Genomic DNA, 15,236 nt, shown 5'->3' with positions numbered 1-15,236 from the left:
GTACCTTGAACAATTAACGATGCCGATTCCACGAGATCGCCAGGGGGATCGTCGCGAAGGGGGTGACAACAAGCACGAGCGAGGATGATCGAAAGAGCTTCAATGGTAATTCACTGTAGTTCCAGAAATTCCAGTAGAAAGCAGGAACGATTAGACAAAACAGCGCTGCCAGCCAGATGATCTGCGAACCAATCAGACTGGCACGGTATGCCTGGATGTAAGCGATTACGGTGGCAGAGCAGCTCAGAAAGGCAAAGAGCAGCAAGAGAATAAAACCAAACGCTGGATAAAAAATGCCACAGACTGCAGCAATCAATAATAGTGGGAGTAGCAGAATCACGTTCTCTGAGAAACGCGAAGAAATCATCCAAAAGAAAGAGATGCTATTCGCGACGAAGATCCAGTATGCCAGAAGAGCGTAGCCAGCAAAGACTACAATTTCACCCTTTGCTTCAAAGGCCACCATAGATTGCCAGCACTGCCTGATGACATCCGTCCCTTGTAACAATACAAAGGCGACATAGCTGCCTGCTAATCCCAGAATCACAACAAACAATAATGAGAGGATTACACATTTCAGAATGCAACGTAGCAGGACAGCGGAGAGTTCCCGATCAGAGAGAGGCACGCCTGCCAAATAACCTTTCATTTGGTGATCTTTTCGCTTCGCAAGTGAATTTATCAGGCCCACGAACAAGATCGCGATAGCAGCCTGTATCGAATAGATTGCGGAAATACCAAACATCGGGCTCATGAATGGATTCAATTCAATCTCACCCTGGGTTGTACGATCTATGAAAAAGACCAGATTGATGAAAAAAACAAGACAACCCAATAAAGCAATGAGCAGAATCAGCGTGCGACAGGAATCGAGCCAGTACAATTGGGCTACACCAGCTGAGATGGAATCGGGGTGTTTTCGTCTGGCGATGAGCGTACGGCGCTTCAAATCATCCAATTCTTTTTTTAAACGTTCCCAGGTCAAAGTAGGTACCGCGACACCACAGCGCACCAGGGCACACGAACGAATCGCCCCGAACCAGGCCGCTATAAAGACGACGGACATGGTCAGAAACTCCACAGGTGTGACCTGCTTCCAGGGAACGAAGTATCCGGGAGATTCGCCGGGAGAGTAGCGAGTTACAAACCAACCTATGGCTCCGGCACAAAAATAGGGCCAGAATATGAGCCTGAATACACCAAGGGCCTTCAAGTGCCAGAAAGCGCAATGCATGACAACCACCATGGTTGACAGAAACAGCGTAGGCCCCAACACAGGCCAGCGTTCATTAAATCGCGCTTCTCCGAAGATAAACTGACGATAAACGGCAACCGAAACCAGGCTGACGACAACTGTGATAATTAAGGAAGTCAGAATTAATCCACTGACAATTTCTGCTGTTGCGACAGGAATTCGGGTTATCGATTTCTGGGCTCGATCCAATACATTTAAACCCAGAACCAGAAACAGGAATCCGGAGAATGCCACGAAGAATAAATGGCCATCTAAAGTAGCCGCGGGGAGAGGAATGAACAGTAGACGGTTTAAGAACTGTATTCCCTCTGGTGGCAGTGACCGTAGCACCAGTGGAGGCAGCACCAGAAGTAATGTGATGACAAACACACTGCGCCAGTATGTTCTCAACGAATATTTTGTGACCCGTAACAGACCGTCTGTCATGGTACTCAGTCCTTAAACGAACTCCGGGCGGCTGACTTCATGCGGGCTACGAAGATTTCTTCCAGGGTGGGGGCTGTCTGGGCCAGGATTTCGGCGTCCAGGTCTTTTAAGGCGGCTTCCAGTTCCTGCCGCTGGCCGTTGCAGATGATGTCCCATTCCTTGCCGGAACCGGTCCAGGTCAAGGCACCCGTCAGTTGCGGGAAGAAAGGTTGCGGCTCGGCGAAGCTGACCGTCAGTCGATAATGCGAGACCAGAACTTCGTCCAGCGGGCTGGTGAGCAGCAGCTGGCCCTGGTCGAGAATGGCGACCTGATCCGAAACTCGCTGCACTTCGTCCAGCAGGTGCGAAGAAAACAATACGGTGCGGCCTTCATCGACGACCGTGCGGATGATGGCGTCCAGAATGTCTTTGCGAACCAGAGGGTCAAGGCCCGACGATGGTTCGTCCAGCACCAGCAGCGGAGGACGATGGGCGAGCGCCAGCAGAAGCCCGGCGCGGGCCAGCTGACCGCGGGAGAGCGTGGAGACTTTCTGCGTCATCGTGAGCTCGAACATCATCCGCAGCTCTTCGGCATAGACCGGATCCCACTTGGGATAGAAGGCCCGCGTGAATTCAAACAGTTCGCGAATCGTCATCCAGGGGGGCAGGTCGCGGGTTTCGGAAAGATGTCCGATGCGACTCAACACGCCCGGCGGATCGGCGACCGGATCGAGACCGAAGACCCGTACGGTGCCGGTCTGCGGTTTGAGGAAGCCGAGAATGTGTTTCAACAGTGTGGTTTTGCCGGCACCGTTCTCGCCCACGAGACCGAAGACGGCCCCTTCGGGTACGGAGAGACAGACGTTGGCCAGGGCCTGCTTCTTACCGAAGCGGCGGCTCAGATTTTCGATTTCAATGACGTGCGTGCTCATGGTTCGACCTCTTGGGGGTGTGCATCAAACTTACGGCTGCGCTCCCGCAGCAGCTTCAGCAGGGTCTCTTCATCCACGCCCAGCTGACGCGATTCGGTCAGCAGGGCATCCATGCGTTCGTTGAGAATACGGCGTTTTTCTTTACTCGAGAGGGGAGAAACGCCACTGGAAATGTAAACGCCGGAACCGCGTCGGGAGATCACAACTCCTTCGGCTTCCAGCTCACGATAGGCGCGGGCCACGGTATTGGGAGTGATCGTCAACTGTTGTGCGAGCCCGCGCACCGAAGGGAGTTGATCGTGCGGCTGCAAACGCCCCGAGGCCACCAGGAATTTGATCTGGTTTACGACCTGCTGGTAATAAGGGGTGCCGTCCGCTTCTGAGAGTTGAATCTGCATTGTCTCACTCCTGAAAACTGTATCAACACAGTAATACAGTTAAAATCAAATGTCAATCACTTTTTTCAGAAATCCGGACGAACTGCCAGTCGCGGCGATCCAGTGTTGCATCCCCTCTGATGAGTCTGCAGAATAAAGGACGCGTAACCTTTTCTCCCTGCATCTCTTACAGAAAGTTGTTCCATGCATATTTCAGGCAGACGCCCTCGACTGCTGGTGCTCGCGCTGTTGCTGCTCCTCTGCCCTGTTGTCTCCCCCTCGCTGTTCGCCGCCGACAAACCGAACGTGCTGTTCATTGCCGCTGACGACCTGCGGTGCGACCTGGCCTGCTACGGTCATCCGCTGGTGCAGACGCCGAACCTCGACAGGCTGGCGTCGCGAGGTGTGTTGTTCAAACAGGCGTACTGCCAGCAGGCGTTGTGCAATCCTTCGCGAGCGTCCCTGATGACGGGCCGCCGACCTGACAGCCTGGAGATCTGGAATCTGCCGAAACACTTTCGCGAAGCCGATCCGAATATCGTCGCCCTGCCTCAGCTGTTTAAACAGAACGGCTATTTCACGCAGAACATCGGCAAGGTGTATCATAACTGGCGACAGAAAATCGAAGGCGACCCCGCTTCCTGGAGTGTGCCCGCGGTTTTGCATTACGCGCGTCACGATGACGATCAGCCGCAGCTCAATAATAACCGGGAGCTGCCGATGAACCTCGCAACCGCACCGCGGACCGAGCGACGCGACGTCCCCGACTCGGCGTACTTCGACGGACGGATTGGTGACCTCGCGGTGAAAGCACTGAAAGGGTTCGAACAGAAACAGCAGCCGTTCTTTCTGGCGGTCGGGTTCTGGAAACCGCATCTGCCTTTCAATCCTCCCAAAAAATACTGGGACCTCTACAAAGAGAGTCCCGTGAAACCGGCCAGCAATTCCAAGCCTCCTCAAAACGTTCCCCAGATCGCTTTACACGACAGCCGCGAACTGATGCGGGCCGCGAAAGGGGAACTGACGCGGGAGCAGATCATCGAGATCCGATCCGGTTACCTGGCGGGAATCAGTTTTCTCGACGCGCAGGTGGGTAAGATGCTGGATGAACTGGATCGTTCGGGGTTGAGTGACAATACGATTATCGTTTTCTGGTCCGATCATGGTTTTCACCTGGGCGAACACGGCCTGTGGTGTAAGACTTCGAACTTTGAAAACGATGCGCGTGTGCCGCTGCTGATTTCGGTGCCCCACATGAAGACGGCGGGCGAGTCTTCCGATGCCCTGGTGGAACTGCTCGACATGTATCCCACGCTGGTCGAGCTCTGTCACCTGCCTGCTACCGAGAAGCTGGAAGGCAAGAGCCTGGTGCCCGTCCTGGAAGACCCCACAAAGACCGTGAAGCCGGCTGCTTACACGCAGCACCCACGGCCCGCGTATTACAAAAAGCAGCCCGAGAACATGGGTGTTTCGGTGCGTACGCCCCGCTATCGTTACACCGAATGGCGCGAGTTCAAATCGGGAAAAGTGATCGCACGAGAACTGTATGATCACGACAGCGATCCGGAAGAGAACACGAACATCATCGATCACCCGTCGGATCAGGGGGAGTTTGAAAAAGCGGTGCAGTTGCTGGAGAAACAGTTCCCGCGGAAACCGGGTGGGAAGGATTGAGTCGTTTGACCACGTAACAAACCGGCGGGTGGGCGCGAATGTAATTCGGGCCGAGCGCAGCGAGCAGGAGGTTGCGGTGAGAGTCTGCGATTGAGGACAGCGTCACCGATGATTTTCCCTGTTCGAAGCAGCACTGTCGGACAAGCCGTCAGCTGGCACCCGGTCTGGGATCGATGATTGTTATTCGATCGACATATACAGTAGAGTGAAGGGTGGTTTCTCATCGGACAACATTGATACTGCGACCTCCTGTTGTCTGCGGCAATCACGGATTACATCCGCGACCACCCTGGTTTTATGTGAGCGGCTAGGTGTTCGTCAGCGGTAACGCGGAACATTATCAACCCTGATACCGGTGGCCAGGTAGCGTTTATTTAATAGTTTTCTACGTGATCATAAGGTCGACAGCGTTAGCTATGTAAGTATCCACAGGCGGGAGGACACATGGGTCCTCCCCTACAACTTCAGTCGCCTGGGTGAATCAGGGGGGATTCTCATTCGCCGAAGTGTTGTTTGAGGAAGGCGAGACTTTTGTTGTTGGACCAGCGGTGACCGCCTTGGAAGAAGTCGGCGTCGATGTTTTCTTTAGCTCCTAAAACCTGGTAGACCTGCTGCAGTTTTTTGTAGCCCTGGCGGGCGGCGTCGATGGGGAAGATTTTGTCTTCGATGCCGTTAATGAGCAGGACCGGGAGGGGGGCTTCCCGGGAAACTGAACTGGTAGAACGCTTCCCGATCCAGACTGTAACCAGCTGGCTGGGAAATTCCCCTCGAATTGCGATGAAACACTATCTGCAGACGACCGAGACCCATTTTGAGAATGCTCTGAAAGCTGATCCTGAAACGACGCATTCAGCAACGCAGTCTGCGTCGGAAATGCGTCGCAATCGTTCGCAAGTGGAAAGGGAGAAATGCAAAAACCCCGAGAAAACTAGTGTTTCCCGGGGTTCTAATGCATTGAAAGTGGCGGGGACAGGATTCGAACCTGCGACCTCGAGGTTATGAGCCTCGCGAGCTACCGGGCTGCTCCACCCCGCGTTATGGGTCCTGTGAAGGACTGAAATTGCTTATTTGAGAGCAGATGAACAGACTGACTTCGCTGTTTTCAACGGCGTCTGTCCAGTTATAAGCCCTAACTACAGTAACGGAATATCGTTACCGAGTCAGGGCATTATAGACACATCGTCTGCTGACGTCGAGTAACTTTGTTCATTTTCACAAAAATCGATGGGAAGTCCGTGAAAAACGCCGGTTTTGGCCCGGAATTACTCGTATTCCCACTTCAATACCCAGGGATCTTTCGTCTTTTCCTGCCAGGCTTTCAGCTTTTTCTGCAGTTTTTCCAGCGTTTCCTGGTGTTCCGGCTCGAAGGCCAGGTTCTTGCCTTCGTAGGGATCGGCGACCAGATCGTACAGTTCGTGGCGGGGGCGGTTCAGGTAAGCGTAGACCGTCCGCTGCCCGTACATCTTGTCACCCCGCTTGAGCACACCCTGCCACGTGGGGGACCGATATAAATCGGAGGCGAACGGGTAGGGAAGTTCGTGTGCGATGTTGAAGATGTACTTGTACTTGCCGCTGATGATGACCCGCATCGGGTAATACATCGTGATCTCATGGAACGTGTGTGAAGCGTAGTGTTCGTCGTAGTCGGGCGCGTGTTCCTTACTCAACGCACTGCGAAACGAGCGACCATGAAATTTGTAAGGTACGGGTTTGCCACGACCCGTGGTCCGCTTGCCGTTGTTTTCGGTAGGACGGATCGGAGGGACCGGCTTGGGAGTGACTTCACAGTAATCCAGAATCGTCGGCACGAGGTCGGCCCAGGTGACGAGGGCATCGGTAGTGATGCCCTGTTTTTTCTGTGTCGGATCCCGCACGATCAGTGGCAGGTTCATGCCCGGCTGATAGAGGTTCGTCTTCGCGCCGGGGAATGGAGGTCCGTTATCGCTGAGGAACATGACCAGCGTGTCTTCCCAGTGGCCAGTCTCTTTGAGAGTGTTGATCAGCGAGACCACGCCCTGGTCGAGACGGGAAATCGCCTGGTAGTACTCGGCCAGTTCCTCTTTGACTTCCTGGTGATTGGGCAGCCACGGTGGTACGACAATCTGTTCGGGCTTGTATGTGATCGGCGTCACGCCGGGGTAGTGATCGGGATCGTCATTGAAGTTAGAGTAACCATCGGGGCCGCCGCCACGGTGGGGATCGCTGCTGCAGTAGTAGAGGAAGAAAGGACGGTCGTCATCTTCGGTGATCCACTCTTTCGCGTTCGCCGCCATCTTTGCGGAGTTGCGATTTCCCTGGATGCCTTGGTTACGATACTCCTGGAAATGATAAACGTATTCGGGAGCCAGGTGGTACTTTCCGATCGAACAGGTCCGGTAGCCGGCTTCTTCCAGAATGATGGGCAGCGACTTCACCGTAGTGTAAGTGCTGAAGTGGTTGTAGCTGTGAGCGTGTCCGTAGTGCCCGGTCGCGTGGTTATACAGGCCCGTCATGATCACGGAACGACTGGCGGAACAACTGGCGGTCGTGCAGTGGGCCCGGGTGAAGCGGGTACCCGATTCGGCCAGCATGTCGATGCCCGGCGTTTTAATGACTTTATTACCGTAACAGCCGGCCTGAAAACCCTGGTCGTCGACCACGATTACAAGCACGTTTTTCTGTTGTGGAGCAGCGGACGCTGGTGTGACTGAAACACAGACCAGCAGCAGGCAGAGCATTGCGTAAAGACAGCGATTCATGATGTTCTTTCTTCTGAGAGCGGGAAAGGCGGGAATCGGATGATTGATGTCTGGTTAGGATTCCATTCATTCTAATGGCGGTGCAGACCAATCGCAAATCGACAATTGTCCCCACAGGGAGTTTATGCGAATGCAGTGAAATCGGGGAGGACTGGCTTGCGAGCAGGGAAGTTCCTTTCGATAATTAAGAAATTCACGACTCATACCACCGGTCCTGTTTCGATGCAGGACTCCCCCCTGGTTAACAACAGAATGAAGGTTACGACTATGATCACCTGGAAACGCACCACATTGCTGCTGGCTCTGCTGCTGGCCGTGACTTCGCTCAACCTGGCGGAAGCCGAAGAAGGCAAACTGAATCAGCCCCCGGAAGGTTTCAAGCAACTCTTCAACGGCAAAGACCTGACCGGCTGGAAAGGCCTGGTGGGCAACCCCAAAACACGGGCCAAGATGAGCCCTGAAGAACTGGCCGAAGCTCAGAAAAAAGCCGACGAGAGCATGAACGAGCACTGGAAGGTCGTGGATGGCATCATCGTCTTTGACGGTAAAGGTCAGAGCCTGTGCACCGCCAAAGATTACGGCGACTTCGAAATGCTGGTCGACTGGAAGATCAAGAAAGACGGCGACAGCGGCATCTACCTGCGTGGTTCGCCACAGGTGCAGATCTGGGATCCAGCTGTGAAAGCCGCAGGCGGCGTCGGTTCCGGCGGACTCTACAACAACAAAAAGAACCCCAGCAAACCACTGCTCACCGCCGATAATCCTGTGGGTGAATGGAACACGTTCCGCATTAAAATGGTCGGCGAAAAAGTCAGCGTCTGGCTCAACGGCAAACTGGTCGTCGACGACACTCCGTTGGAAAACTACTGGGAGCGGGACAAGCCGATCTACGAAACCGGTCAGATCGAGTTGCAGAACCACGGCAACACACTTTATTTCCGCAATGTGTTTATCAAAGAACTGGATTAGTGATCTGAGAGATCAATCCTGATACCATGGGAAAGCGCAGGGAGCATGCTCTCTGTGCTTTCTGTCTTACTGCGGATTACTTTCTTACGAAACTTCACGATATGCTGTCACAGGACGCGCCACTTTCAGACCCCACCGCACTGGCCCGGTTTGGCAAACTCGATGTTGTCACCCGGCTCGTCGTGGAAGGTTTTATGATGGGACAGCACAAAAGTCCCTTCAAAGGAGCCAGCGTTGAATTCGTGGAGCATCGGCAGTATTACCCGGGCGACGAAATCCGCCACATCGACTGGCGGGCTTACGGCAAGACCGGCAAGTATTACGTCAAGGAATTCGAAGAAGAGACCAACCTCCGCTGTTACCTGCTGCTCGACTGTTCGGGCAGCATGGCTTATGCCGGCAAGACGCTCAGCAAGTTCGACTATGCGAAACAACTGGCGGCAGCGCTGGGTTACCTGCTGCTCAGTCAGCGCGACGCAGTGGGCTTGATTACCTTCGACAGCAAACGCCGCGACTTCATTCAGCCTTCAGCCAATCCGAAGAACTTTGGTCAGATGCTGGAGATCCTGGAGAATGCGAAACCGCGACACGAAACCGCGATCTCGACCGTACTGTCCGAAGTGCAGCCGCTGATCAAACGCCGCAGCCTGGTCGTATTGATCTCCGACTGTTTCGATGAACCCGAGGCACTGACGACCACTCTCAAACAACTCCGCCACGATCGTCATGAAGTGCTGTTGTTCCAGGTCGTCGCACCGGAAGAAGAAGAGTTCCCCTTCAGCAAGCCGACCCAGTTCCGCAGCCTCGAGTTGCGGGGACATCATCAACTGGTCGACCCGCATCAGCTGCGAGCCCGCTACCTGGAGCAGTACCAGGAATTCTGTGCGACACTGGCCCGGCAGTGCGGCTCGGTGCACGTGGATTATCTCAAGTTTCGCACGACCGACCCCTATCATCTGGCGCTGGGGGCATTCCTCAATCAGCGCACCCGCCCCGGACGCAAATAGACGAGTATTGTATGGCTGGTGAAAAAATTCCGATCAACCGCACCCTCGTAGGCATTATCGCTCTGGCCTGTCTGGGCGTCGCCGGCTACCTCTACTGGTTCGCTGCGCAGGACCTGTTTGCGCAACAGGATATTGTCACGGGCGCCTTCATGCGGGTGGGGCTGCTGATGCTGGCCTTCTGGCTGGCACTGCCGACTAAGAACCGCGATGCAGCCTGGGCGAATGTGCCACCGTGGCTGTTCGTCGCGGTAGCGGTGACAATCGTCTTATTCGCGACCAGGCCCAAAGTCGCGATTCCCCTGGTGCTGTTCTTCGGCATCATCGGTTTTGTACTCAGGCCCCGTAATAAAAAAAGACGTCCTCCGCGGTATTAAACACGCGGAGGACATGCTGATTTAATTCGGGCTTTGAGCACGACTGATCGGCTGAACCTGCAGGTCGCTGGACAGCTTGCGAGGAGCCTGACCGCTGGTCTGTGAGACCGGATCGATCGGCTGTGGTCGCTGCAGGCGACGACGCAGTGCTTCGGGATTCTCCCGCTGTTTACCGTCGATGTAGACCCGGGCTGCTACTTTGAGCAACTGCGGACGACGGATGGGCAGGACCCCTTCCAGGTTACCCGCCAGGCGTTCGACCCAGCCGGGCTGGCGTTCCATGGCCAGCGTCATCATGTGCAGGAAGATGGAAACTTCCTTGAAGTTGCGGTCCAGAATCGCATTACTGACCGGGGCCAGAATTTTGGCGGCAACTTCCACCGTCTGTGAAGGAAACGAAACATACATCGTCACCTGATGTGAGATGGAATCCCGCTTCTCATCATCGCCGGGATAATATTCGGTCTGCAGATGGAGCAGGGCTTTGGCTGAGATCGGTTTAGCAATTAACGGACTTTTATAGACTCCCGAGCAGACTACGATCGACTCGGCAGGGGTCTGATAAATGACGTCCAGCGTACCCACTGTGCCGTCGCCGGCATCGACTTCATACGAATACGGGCCGGTCTGCCACATCTTGAATTCGGAAAGCTGCATCTGTCGCCAGATGCTCACGACCACATCGGGGTGGGCGATGAAATACGCGTACGCCGAGTGGTTCACATCCAGGTGGATCTTGGGCAGCGTGCGAAACATGCTGATGTCTTTCAGCACGTATTCGGCATTTGTACGGTTGGCGGGCGTCATCTTATCCAGGGGCAGACTGGCCAGGCAGGCTTTCCGGGCACTGCGGGTCGAGGATCCCTTGGATAACTCTTGAATCAGTTCTTCTTCGCTGGGAATGGGCAGAGGTTCGTCCTGTCTGCGGTTTTCCCGTTCGAATTCAGTCAGCTGCCGATCATCGTCTTTTAACAGATATTGATCGGCAGCTGACTTCGTCAGGGCCGGGCTCTGGCCATCGCGTTGGTTGGCGGGTGTATCCTGGGCGGAGACAAATGCAGCAGGAACTGTGATGCTGGTTGTTACGGTCAGTACCAGAATCGCCAGTCGCTGTATGAATTGTGTCTTGTCCATTTTGATCATAGTGTGACCTGTCTCTTTCCGCTGTCCGCTGATTATGGGTCTGGTTTGGCGCTGGATTCAGACTGAGCATCTCAGTCAACGGGCGCACTTGCGGCGGGGGCTAACTCGGGGCCATCCTCTGCCACGGGCGTGCTGTCGATTCCTTTGGGGTAGGGATCGGGGGGCACAAACGTGGCTGGCTCAGGAAGAGGGACCAGGTCATCGACCGATTCGTCACTGATGTCCTGCTGAGGACGGCTGTATTCCGTGCGGGCCTCGGCAGAGTAGTAGTATTCCGGTCGGCAGTCAGAGCAGCATTTGCACCACCAGCGGTTGAATCGCGAGCGACACCAGTCTGGCTTGCCGATACGAGTCAGGTCCCAGGTGGGACGATAGAATCGATCCGCATACAGCTGCGTGTCACTGACATCATCGATCATGTTGTAATAGAGATTGCTGGCCCTGAAACACTGACAACCTGAGCAAAACAGGATTGGCTGTGCCAGGACGATGCAGACAAATGCTGCGCGCATTCGTGGTATCCTCCCCCCCATTTAAGCGTGACCATCCATGGTCACCACCATTCTGATGAAGCTGTTCATCAGTCGTACAATCGCCTGTACCTAAGGATGATCGGCTGGGGCAGACGCGAAACTTTATCGATTATTCGGAATGATCCGGTTATCGCGGTATTGCAGGTGTGCCTCAGTTCGAGACCGCCTGGTGGGGCAGAAAACACTGTATTAGTAGAGGAAAATGCAACAAAATCGAGCAGTTTTTCCGGAGAACTCCTTGCCATACGAAGCAATCTTGAGATTTGAGCCCGCAGGCAGGATACTGGAGAGAGGATGCACCTTACTGACGCAGTTCAACCGGGATCAAAAGGGAGAATGTACATGTACACGCTGATGAGAAAACGCGCGAACGTGATCTGTCTGCTGGGCTTCTGGCTTCTGGGGCATCCATTACAGGCGGAGGAGCCGGACCGCGGTACTCCCTGGCAGATCCATATCATAGACGACTCTTCCCGCGGTGCGGACGGCGTGAAACTGTATGATATAGACGGCGACGGTCTGCTGGACCTGACTACCGGCTGGGAAGAGGGGGGCATCACCCGTATCTACCGCAATCCGGGACCCGACAAGGTGAAATCGGCTTGGCCTGCGTTGACCGTCGGTAAAACACCCCAGGTGGAAGATGCTGCCTGGATCGATCTCGAGCACAAAGGCACCAGCCGGGCGGTCGTCAGTTGTTGTGAAGGGAAAATGCGGTCCGTCTTCGTACATTGGACTCCAGAAGACAAGCCGTTTGAGAATGCCTGGGAGCAGGCTGTGATCCCTGCCTCGAAAAATCGCATGATGTGGATGTTCGCCATCCCCGCGAAACTGGGCCTGGATGATAGCGGAGGGGAAGTCCTGGTAGCAGCCGGTAAAGGGCCGGGGGCCGAGATTGGCTGGTTTGAATGTACCGGTCAACCGCGGGATCTCTCGTCCTATCAATGGCATCCACTTTCCCCGGCTGGCTGGATCATGTCTCTCTATGCCGTCGACATGGACGGCGATGGTGACCAGGACCTGTTAACCACGGACCGCAAAGGGAAGCACCGCGGATGCCGCTGGCTCGAGAATCCGGGTTCCGTCAGTTCTAAAGGGAAGCTGTGGAAAAATCACTGGATCGGCGGTCAGGATCGCGAAGTGATGTTTGCCCATCTGGCGGACCTCGACCAGGATGGTTTGCAGGATATTCTGGTAGTTTCGCGAGCTCCCGATGAAGTGCACTGGTACCGTCGCCTGGATCAGAGTGGCCTGAAATGGGATCACCGCGTCATTCCCTATCCCCCAAACACGGGAGGCGGAAAGGGAGTTGCCGTAGGAGATCTGGACAGGGATGGTCAACTGGATCTGGTCCTCAGTTGTGAACATGCCGAGCCACCCAGGTCCGGGATGTTCTGGCTCCGCGGTTCTCGCGACGGAGATCAGTTCAACTGGGAGCCACGGGAAATCAGCGGTCCCCAAGGAATCAAGTATGACCGCATCGAACTGCTGGACCTCGACGCCGACGGCGATCTGGATGTGCTCTGTTGTGAAGAACGTCACAAGAAACGCGGGCTCGGTTTGTTCTGGTATGAAAACCCGGGTCAGAAATAAGGAACACAGTTCAGAACAGGAAGAGTTCCCGTTGAACGGTTTCCCATAACCGTCTGAGCCAGACGTAGCCCAAAGAACGTTGACCACAATCGATCTGAGGAAGTACCGATGCCCCCGGCCGCAGCCCCTTGATGGATTCACGATCCAGTTTGACCGTGATCTGTACGGCGGGGGTTCCTTCCTGATCAGGTTCCGCAGTGGCTGCGATGGATTGAACGGTGCCGGTATAAGTCTGGTCCGGATCTGTCAGTAATAAGAAGGAGACATTGAGGGGCGTCTCGCTTCGACGTTGCGCTTCCAGTACGTGTCCTACTTCAGAGTCGGGTACTTGCATTTTCAGTTCCCACGGGCCGGCGAGGTGAGCTACGGTGAGCAGACGTTGCCCCCGCTGGACCGGGCGGGCCAATAGTTTCTCCTGCAGATCCCAGGTCAGGACTTCTCCCGCGATCGGACTTTTGAGCAGCAGGGCATCCTGTTGATTCTTCAACAGGGTCCGCTGTTCGGTCAGACTTTTGAGGCGTTCGTTGAGTTCTTCCTGTTCCGCAGTCAGCCGGTTGGCGCGTTGCAGGGCATCGGCGTCGGTCGGATTGAGTTCGAGGCGTGCCGCCTGAATTACGGCGAGACGTTTCTGGACCGTCTGGATCTCGCCCCGCACGCGACTGGATTCGAGTTCCAGTTCCGAGTCACGCAGCGTGAGCAGTGTCTGATCTTGAGTGACTTCGTCTCCCTGTTGAACGAGGATCTGATCGACAATGCCATCTGCGGTCGCGAAGATGTTCTGCTGATCAACGGGCTGTAGAGTGCCGGTTCCTTCAATCGTGAAGTCAGCAGGGATCATAATCAGCAGGGCTGTGATGACGGCCAGTACCACGCCCGCAGTCGCCAGTTTCCGCCAGGTCAATTGTCGTTTGCGAACCGGCGAATGCGACCAGAATTTAAGTACGGGAAAGAAAGGAAAGCTTTCATACTGTAGCGCATTATAGAGCGCCGTTCCCCCGTGCCGCGCTACCGCCAGGGAACGATCGAGAAAAGTCTGGCCGGCACTCGCTTCGTGAAACTGCTCGACAACGATCGCGCCAATCGTCTGTTCCGCGGGACTGCTCTGGTCATGCAGTCGGGTGTTATTAACCGGTTCTGTTGATTCCTGGGTGATGTGTTTCAACGGGAAAATCATCAGCGAACGGGACGCCGCCAGGTCCAGATAAGCGTGCAACGGTTCGGTGATCTGCGGGGGATAGTTCTGATCCGCTTCCCAGTTCCAGTAAGGTCGATTCAAAGCCTGAATACGATTGACGAGTGTTTCCAGTCGTTGTACCGATTCGGAACGGCGTTCAATACTCTCGACTCCACTGGCGGCCAGCAGGCGATAGGCAGAACCGCTCCGTTGCAGTACCGAGACCCGGTCACAGTTGATGAGCAGACGCCCTTCATTGGCAATGATGTAGGCGGTCTGCTGTGTTTCCAGGTGCAGATGCACGTGTTCGGAGAATCGTTCGAACTCTTCCCAGAGGGTTTCCAGTTCCTGGAGTTTGAGCAACTGTTGGTGCTGACAGAAGTCTTCTGAAATTTCACACAGTGCGCTGATGAATCGCAGGTAACCTTCCTGAGCCGCGTAAGAGCGGGGGGCGGAATGAATGATTTCCAGGATTCCGATGCTGGCAACCGAATCGCGCATGATGCGGACGGGGCAGAGAATCAGATTTTCTGAGAGGGGATTCTTCCCCTGGTGTTCAGCCGACAATCCAGTTCCGGCGGCGATACTGGCAGGCTCGTTCTCGAGCAGGGCTTCGTTGAGCAGCATCCGGTGCCGATGGACCTGTTCCTGGCTCAGGCCCAGAATCGGATCGGTTTCGGGGTTTAACCCCTGTTGTTCGATAAGTTCGAAGTCCCTGTGGGAATCCGGAATCCAGAGCAGGGCACCTCGCGCGCTAAGACCCTGGATGGCCCGCTCCACCAGTTCGGAATAGAACCGCTGACTGGAAATCTCGGTACGTGAGATTTGCGCCAGCCCCATTACGAGCTCTTCGATCTCCTGCCAGACATTTTCGATGGAAGAGGATTCGTCTGTTGTCATCAGTTTGTCGAGTCAAAGGTTTCAGGTTGCCGCTGATACCAGCAGGCAGGGGACGCCAGGAAAGGTCCCTGTTTCCTACATCCTAACACGGCTGCCTCGCCGGCGCGGGGATCGAGCACGAAAAAGCAGACCGTGCTGCCAAAGTATTTGGTGTACAACTTT

At 55.0% G+C, this 15,236-nt stretch carries 12 protein-coding genes and 1 tRNA gene; 5 read left to right on the top strand and 8 right to left on the bottom strand.

The window, feature by feature from the left end; translation table 11 throughout:
* Nucleotides 1-13: 13 nt before the first annotated feature.
* From FYZ48_RS06220 to FYZ48_RS06210, 3 genes are read right to left on the bottom strand one after another with little or no spacing between them, the layout of a single operon-like run.
* Nucleotides 14-1,681, bottom strand: a complete 1,668-nt coding sequence (locus FYZ48_RS06220; protein ID WP_149338494.1) for a hypothetical protein — start codon at nt 1,679-1,681, stop codon at nt 14-16.
* A gap of 5 nt (nt 1,682-1,686) precedes the next feature.
* Complete coding sequence (locus FYZ48_RS06215; RefSeq protein ID WP_145045175.1) at nt 1,687-2,592, bottom strand: ABC transporter ATP-binding protein; 906 nt, start codon at nt 2,590-2,592, stop codon at nt 1,687-1,689.
* Nucleotides 2,589-2,990 carry a GntR family transcriptional regulator gene (locus FYZ48_RS06210; RefSeq protein WP_145045177.1) on the bottom strand — a complete coding sequence of 134 codons (402 nt, stop codon included), beginning with the start codon at nt 2,988-2,990 and terminating at the stop codon, nt 2,589-2,591. Before FYZ48_RS06210 ends, FYZ48_RS06215 begins: the two co-directional genes overlap by 4 nt.
* 183 nt (nt 2,991-3,173) lie before the next feature.
* Between FYZ48_RS06210 and FYZ48_RS06205 the strand changes: the two genes are divergently transcribed.
* Nucleotides 3,174-4,643 (top strand): sulfatase, encoded by a 1,470-nt coding sequence (locus FYZ48_RS06205; RefSeq protein ID WP_149338491.1) that lies wholly within the window; start codon nt 3,174-3,176, stop codon nt 4,641-4,643.
* Between the two features lie 961 nt (nt 4,644-5,604).
* Here the strand turns inward: FYZ48_RS06205 and FYZ48_RS06195 are convergent.
* Together FYZ48_RS06195 and FYZ48_RS06190 are read right to left on the bottom strand one after the other, a co-directional pair.
* Nucleotides 5,605-5,678 (bottom strand) — tRNA-Met (locus FYZ48_RS06195).
* A 227-nt stretch (nt 5,679-5,905) separates the two neighbouring features.
* Nucleotides 5,906-7,381: a sulfatase family protein gene (locus FYZ48_RS06190; protein ID WP_149338489.1), complete on the bottom strand. Its 1,476-nt coding sequence runs from the start codon at nt 7,379-7,381 to the stop codon at nt 5,906-5,908.
* Nucleotides 7,382-7,633: 252 nt separating this feature from the next.
* On the opposite strand from FYZ48_RS06190, the gene FYZ48_RS06185 reads away from it, so the two are divergent.
* The 3 genes from FYZ48_RS06185 to FYZ48_RS06175 all read left to right on the top strand — a co-directional run bounded on the left by FYZ48_RS06185 (nt 7,634) and on the right by FYZ48_RS06175 (nt 9,731).
* Nucleotides 7,634-8,350 (top strand): 3-keto-disaccharide hydrolase, encoded by a 717-nt coding sequence (locus tag FYZ48_RS06185; protein ID WP_242022421.1) that lies wholly within the window; start codon nt 7,634-7,636, stop codon nt 8,348-8,350.
* 101 nt (nt 8,351-8,451) lie between these two features.
* Nucleotides 8,452-9,357, top strand: a complete 906-nt coding sequence (locus tag FYZ48_RS06180) for a DUF58 domain-containing protein (RefSeq protein WP_242022420.1) — start codon at nt 8,452-8,454, stop codon at nt 9,355-9,357.
* Between the two features lie 11 nt (nt 9,358-9,368).
* Nucleotides 9,369-9,731, top strand: a complete 363-nt coding sequence (locus FYZ48_RS06175; RefSeq protein ID WP_149338485.1) for a hypothetical protein — start codon at nt 9,369-9,371, stop codon at nt 9,729-9,731.
* A 21-nt stretch (nt 9,732-9,752) separates the two neighbouring features.
* Here the strand turns inward: FYZ48_RS06175 and FYZ48_RS06170 are convergent, their stop codons facing one another.
* Nucleotides 9,753-10,865, bottom strand: coding sequence for a hypothetical protein (locus FYZ48_RS06170; RefSeq protein WP_187781888.1), 1,113 nt, complete (start codon nt 10,863-10,865; stop codon nt 9,753-9,755).
* 80 nt (nt 10,866-10,945) lie between these two features.
* Nucleotides 10,946-11,386, bottom strand: a complete 441-nt coding sequence (locus FYZ48_RS06165; RefSeq protein WP_149338481.1) for a hypothetical protein — start codon at nt 11,384-11,386, stop codon at nt 10,946-10,948.
* Between the two features lie 363 nt (nt 11,387-11,749).
* On the opposite strand from FYZ48_RS06165, the gene FYZ48_RS06160 reads away from it, so the two are divergent.
* Nucleotides 11,750-13,000 (top strand): FG-GAP repeat domain-containing protein, encoded by a 1,251-nt coding sequence (locus tag FYZ48_RS06160; protein ID WP_187781887.1) that lies wholly within the window; start codon nt 11,750-11,752, stop codon nt 12,998-13,000.
* A 10-nt stretch (nt 13,001-13,010) separates the two neighbouring features.
* On the opposite strand, the gene FYZ48_RS06155 is transcribed toward FYZ48_RS06160, so the two are convergent.
* Nucleotides 13,011-15,074: an efflux RND transporter periplasmic adaptor subunit gene (locus FYZ48_RS06155; protein WP_149338477.1), complete on the bottom strand. Its 2,064-nt coding sequence runs from the start codon at nt 15,072-15,074 to the stop codon at nt 13,011-13,013.
* Nucleotides 15,075-15,236: the final 162 nt, after the last annotated feature.

It is taken from the genome of Gimesia chilikensis, from assembly GCF_008329715.1.
Taxonomy (GTDB): domain Bacteria; phylum Planctomycetota; class Planctomycetia; order Planctomycetales; family Planctomycetaceae; genus Gimesia; species Gimesia chilikensis.
This window is presented reverse-complemented; position numbering and strand designations above follow the sequence as displayed.

Excerpts from the sequence above, each read along its gene's own strand:
- FYZ48_RS06170 (WP_187781888.1), bottom strand. The coding sequence starts at position 10,865 with ATGGACAAGACACAATTCATACAGCGACTGGCGATTCTGGTACTGACC.
- FYZ48_RS06185 (WP_242022421.1), top strand. The coding sequence starts at position 7,634 with ATGAAGGTTACGACTATGATCACCTGGAAACGCACCACATTGCTGCTG.
- FYZ48_RS06220 (WP_149338494.1), bottom strand. The coding sequence starts at position 1,681 with ATGACAGACGGTCTGTTACGGGTCACAAAATATTCGTTGAGAACATAC.
- FYZ48_RS06215 (WP_145045175.1), bottom strand. The coding sequence starts at position 2,592 with ATGAGCACGCACGTCATTGAAATCGAAAATCTGAGCCGCCGCTTCGGT.
- FYZ48_RS06210 (WP_145045177.1), bottom strand. The coding sequence starts at position 2,990 with ATGCAGATTCAACTCTCAGAAGCGGACGGCACCCCTTATTACCAGCAG.
- FYZ48_RS06160 (WP_187781887.1), top strand. The coding sequence starts at position 11,750 with ATGTACACGCTGATGAGAAAACGCGCGAACGTGATCTGTCTGCTGGGC.
- FYZ48_RS06175 (WP_149338485.1), top strand. The coding sequence starts at position 9,369 with ATGGCTGGTGAAAAAATTCCGATCAACCGCACCCTCGTAGGCATTATC.
- FYZ48_RS06190 (WP_149338489.1), bottom strand. The coding sequence starts at position 7,381 with ATGAATCGCTGTCTTTACGCAATGCTCTGCCTGCTGCTGGTCTGTGTT.
- FYZ48_RS06205 (WP_149338491.1), top strand. The coding sequence starts at position 3,174 with ATGCATATTTCAGGCAGACGCCCTCGACTGCTGGTGCTCGCGCTGTTG.
- FYZ48_RS06155 (WP_149338477.1), bottom strand. The coding sequence starts at position 15,074 with ATGACAACAGACGAATCCTCTTCCATCGAAAATGTCTGGCAGGAGATC.
- FYZ48_RS06165 (WP_149338481.1), bottom strand. The coding sequence starts at position 11,386 with ATGCGCGCAGCATTTGTCTGCATCGTCCTGGCACAGCCAATCCTGTTT.
- FYZ48_RS06180 (WP_242022420.1), top strand. The coding sequence starts at position 8,452 with ATGCTGTCACAGGACGCGCCACTTTCAGACCCCACCGCACTGGCCCGG.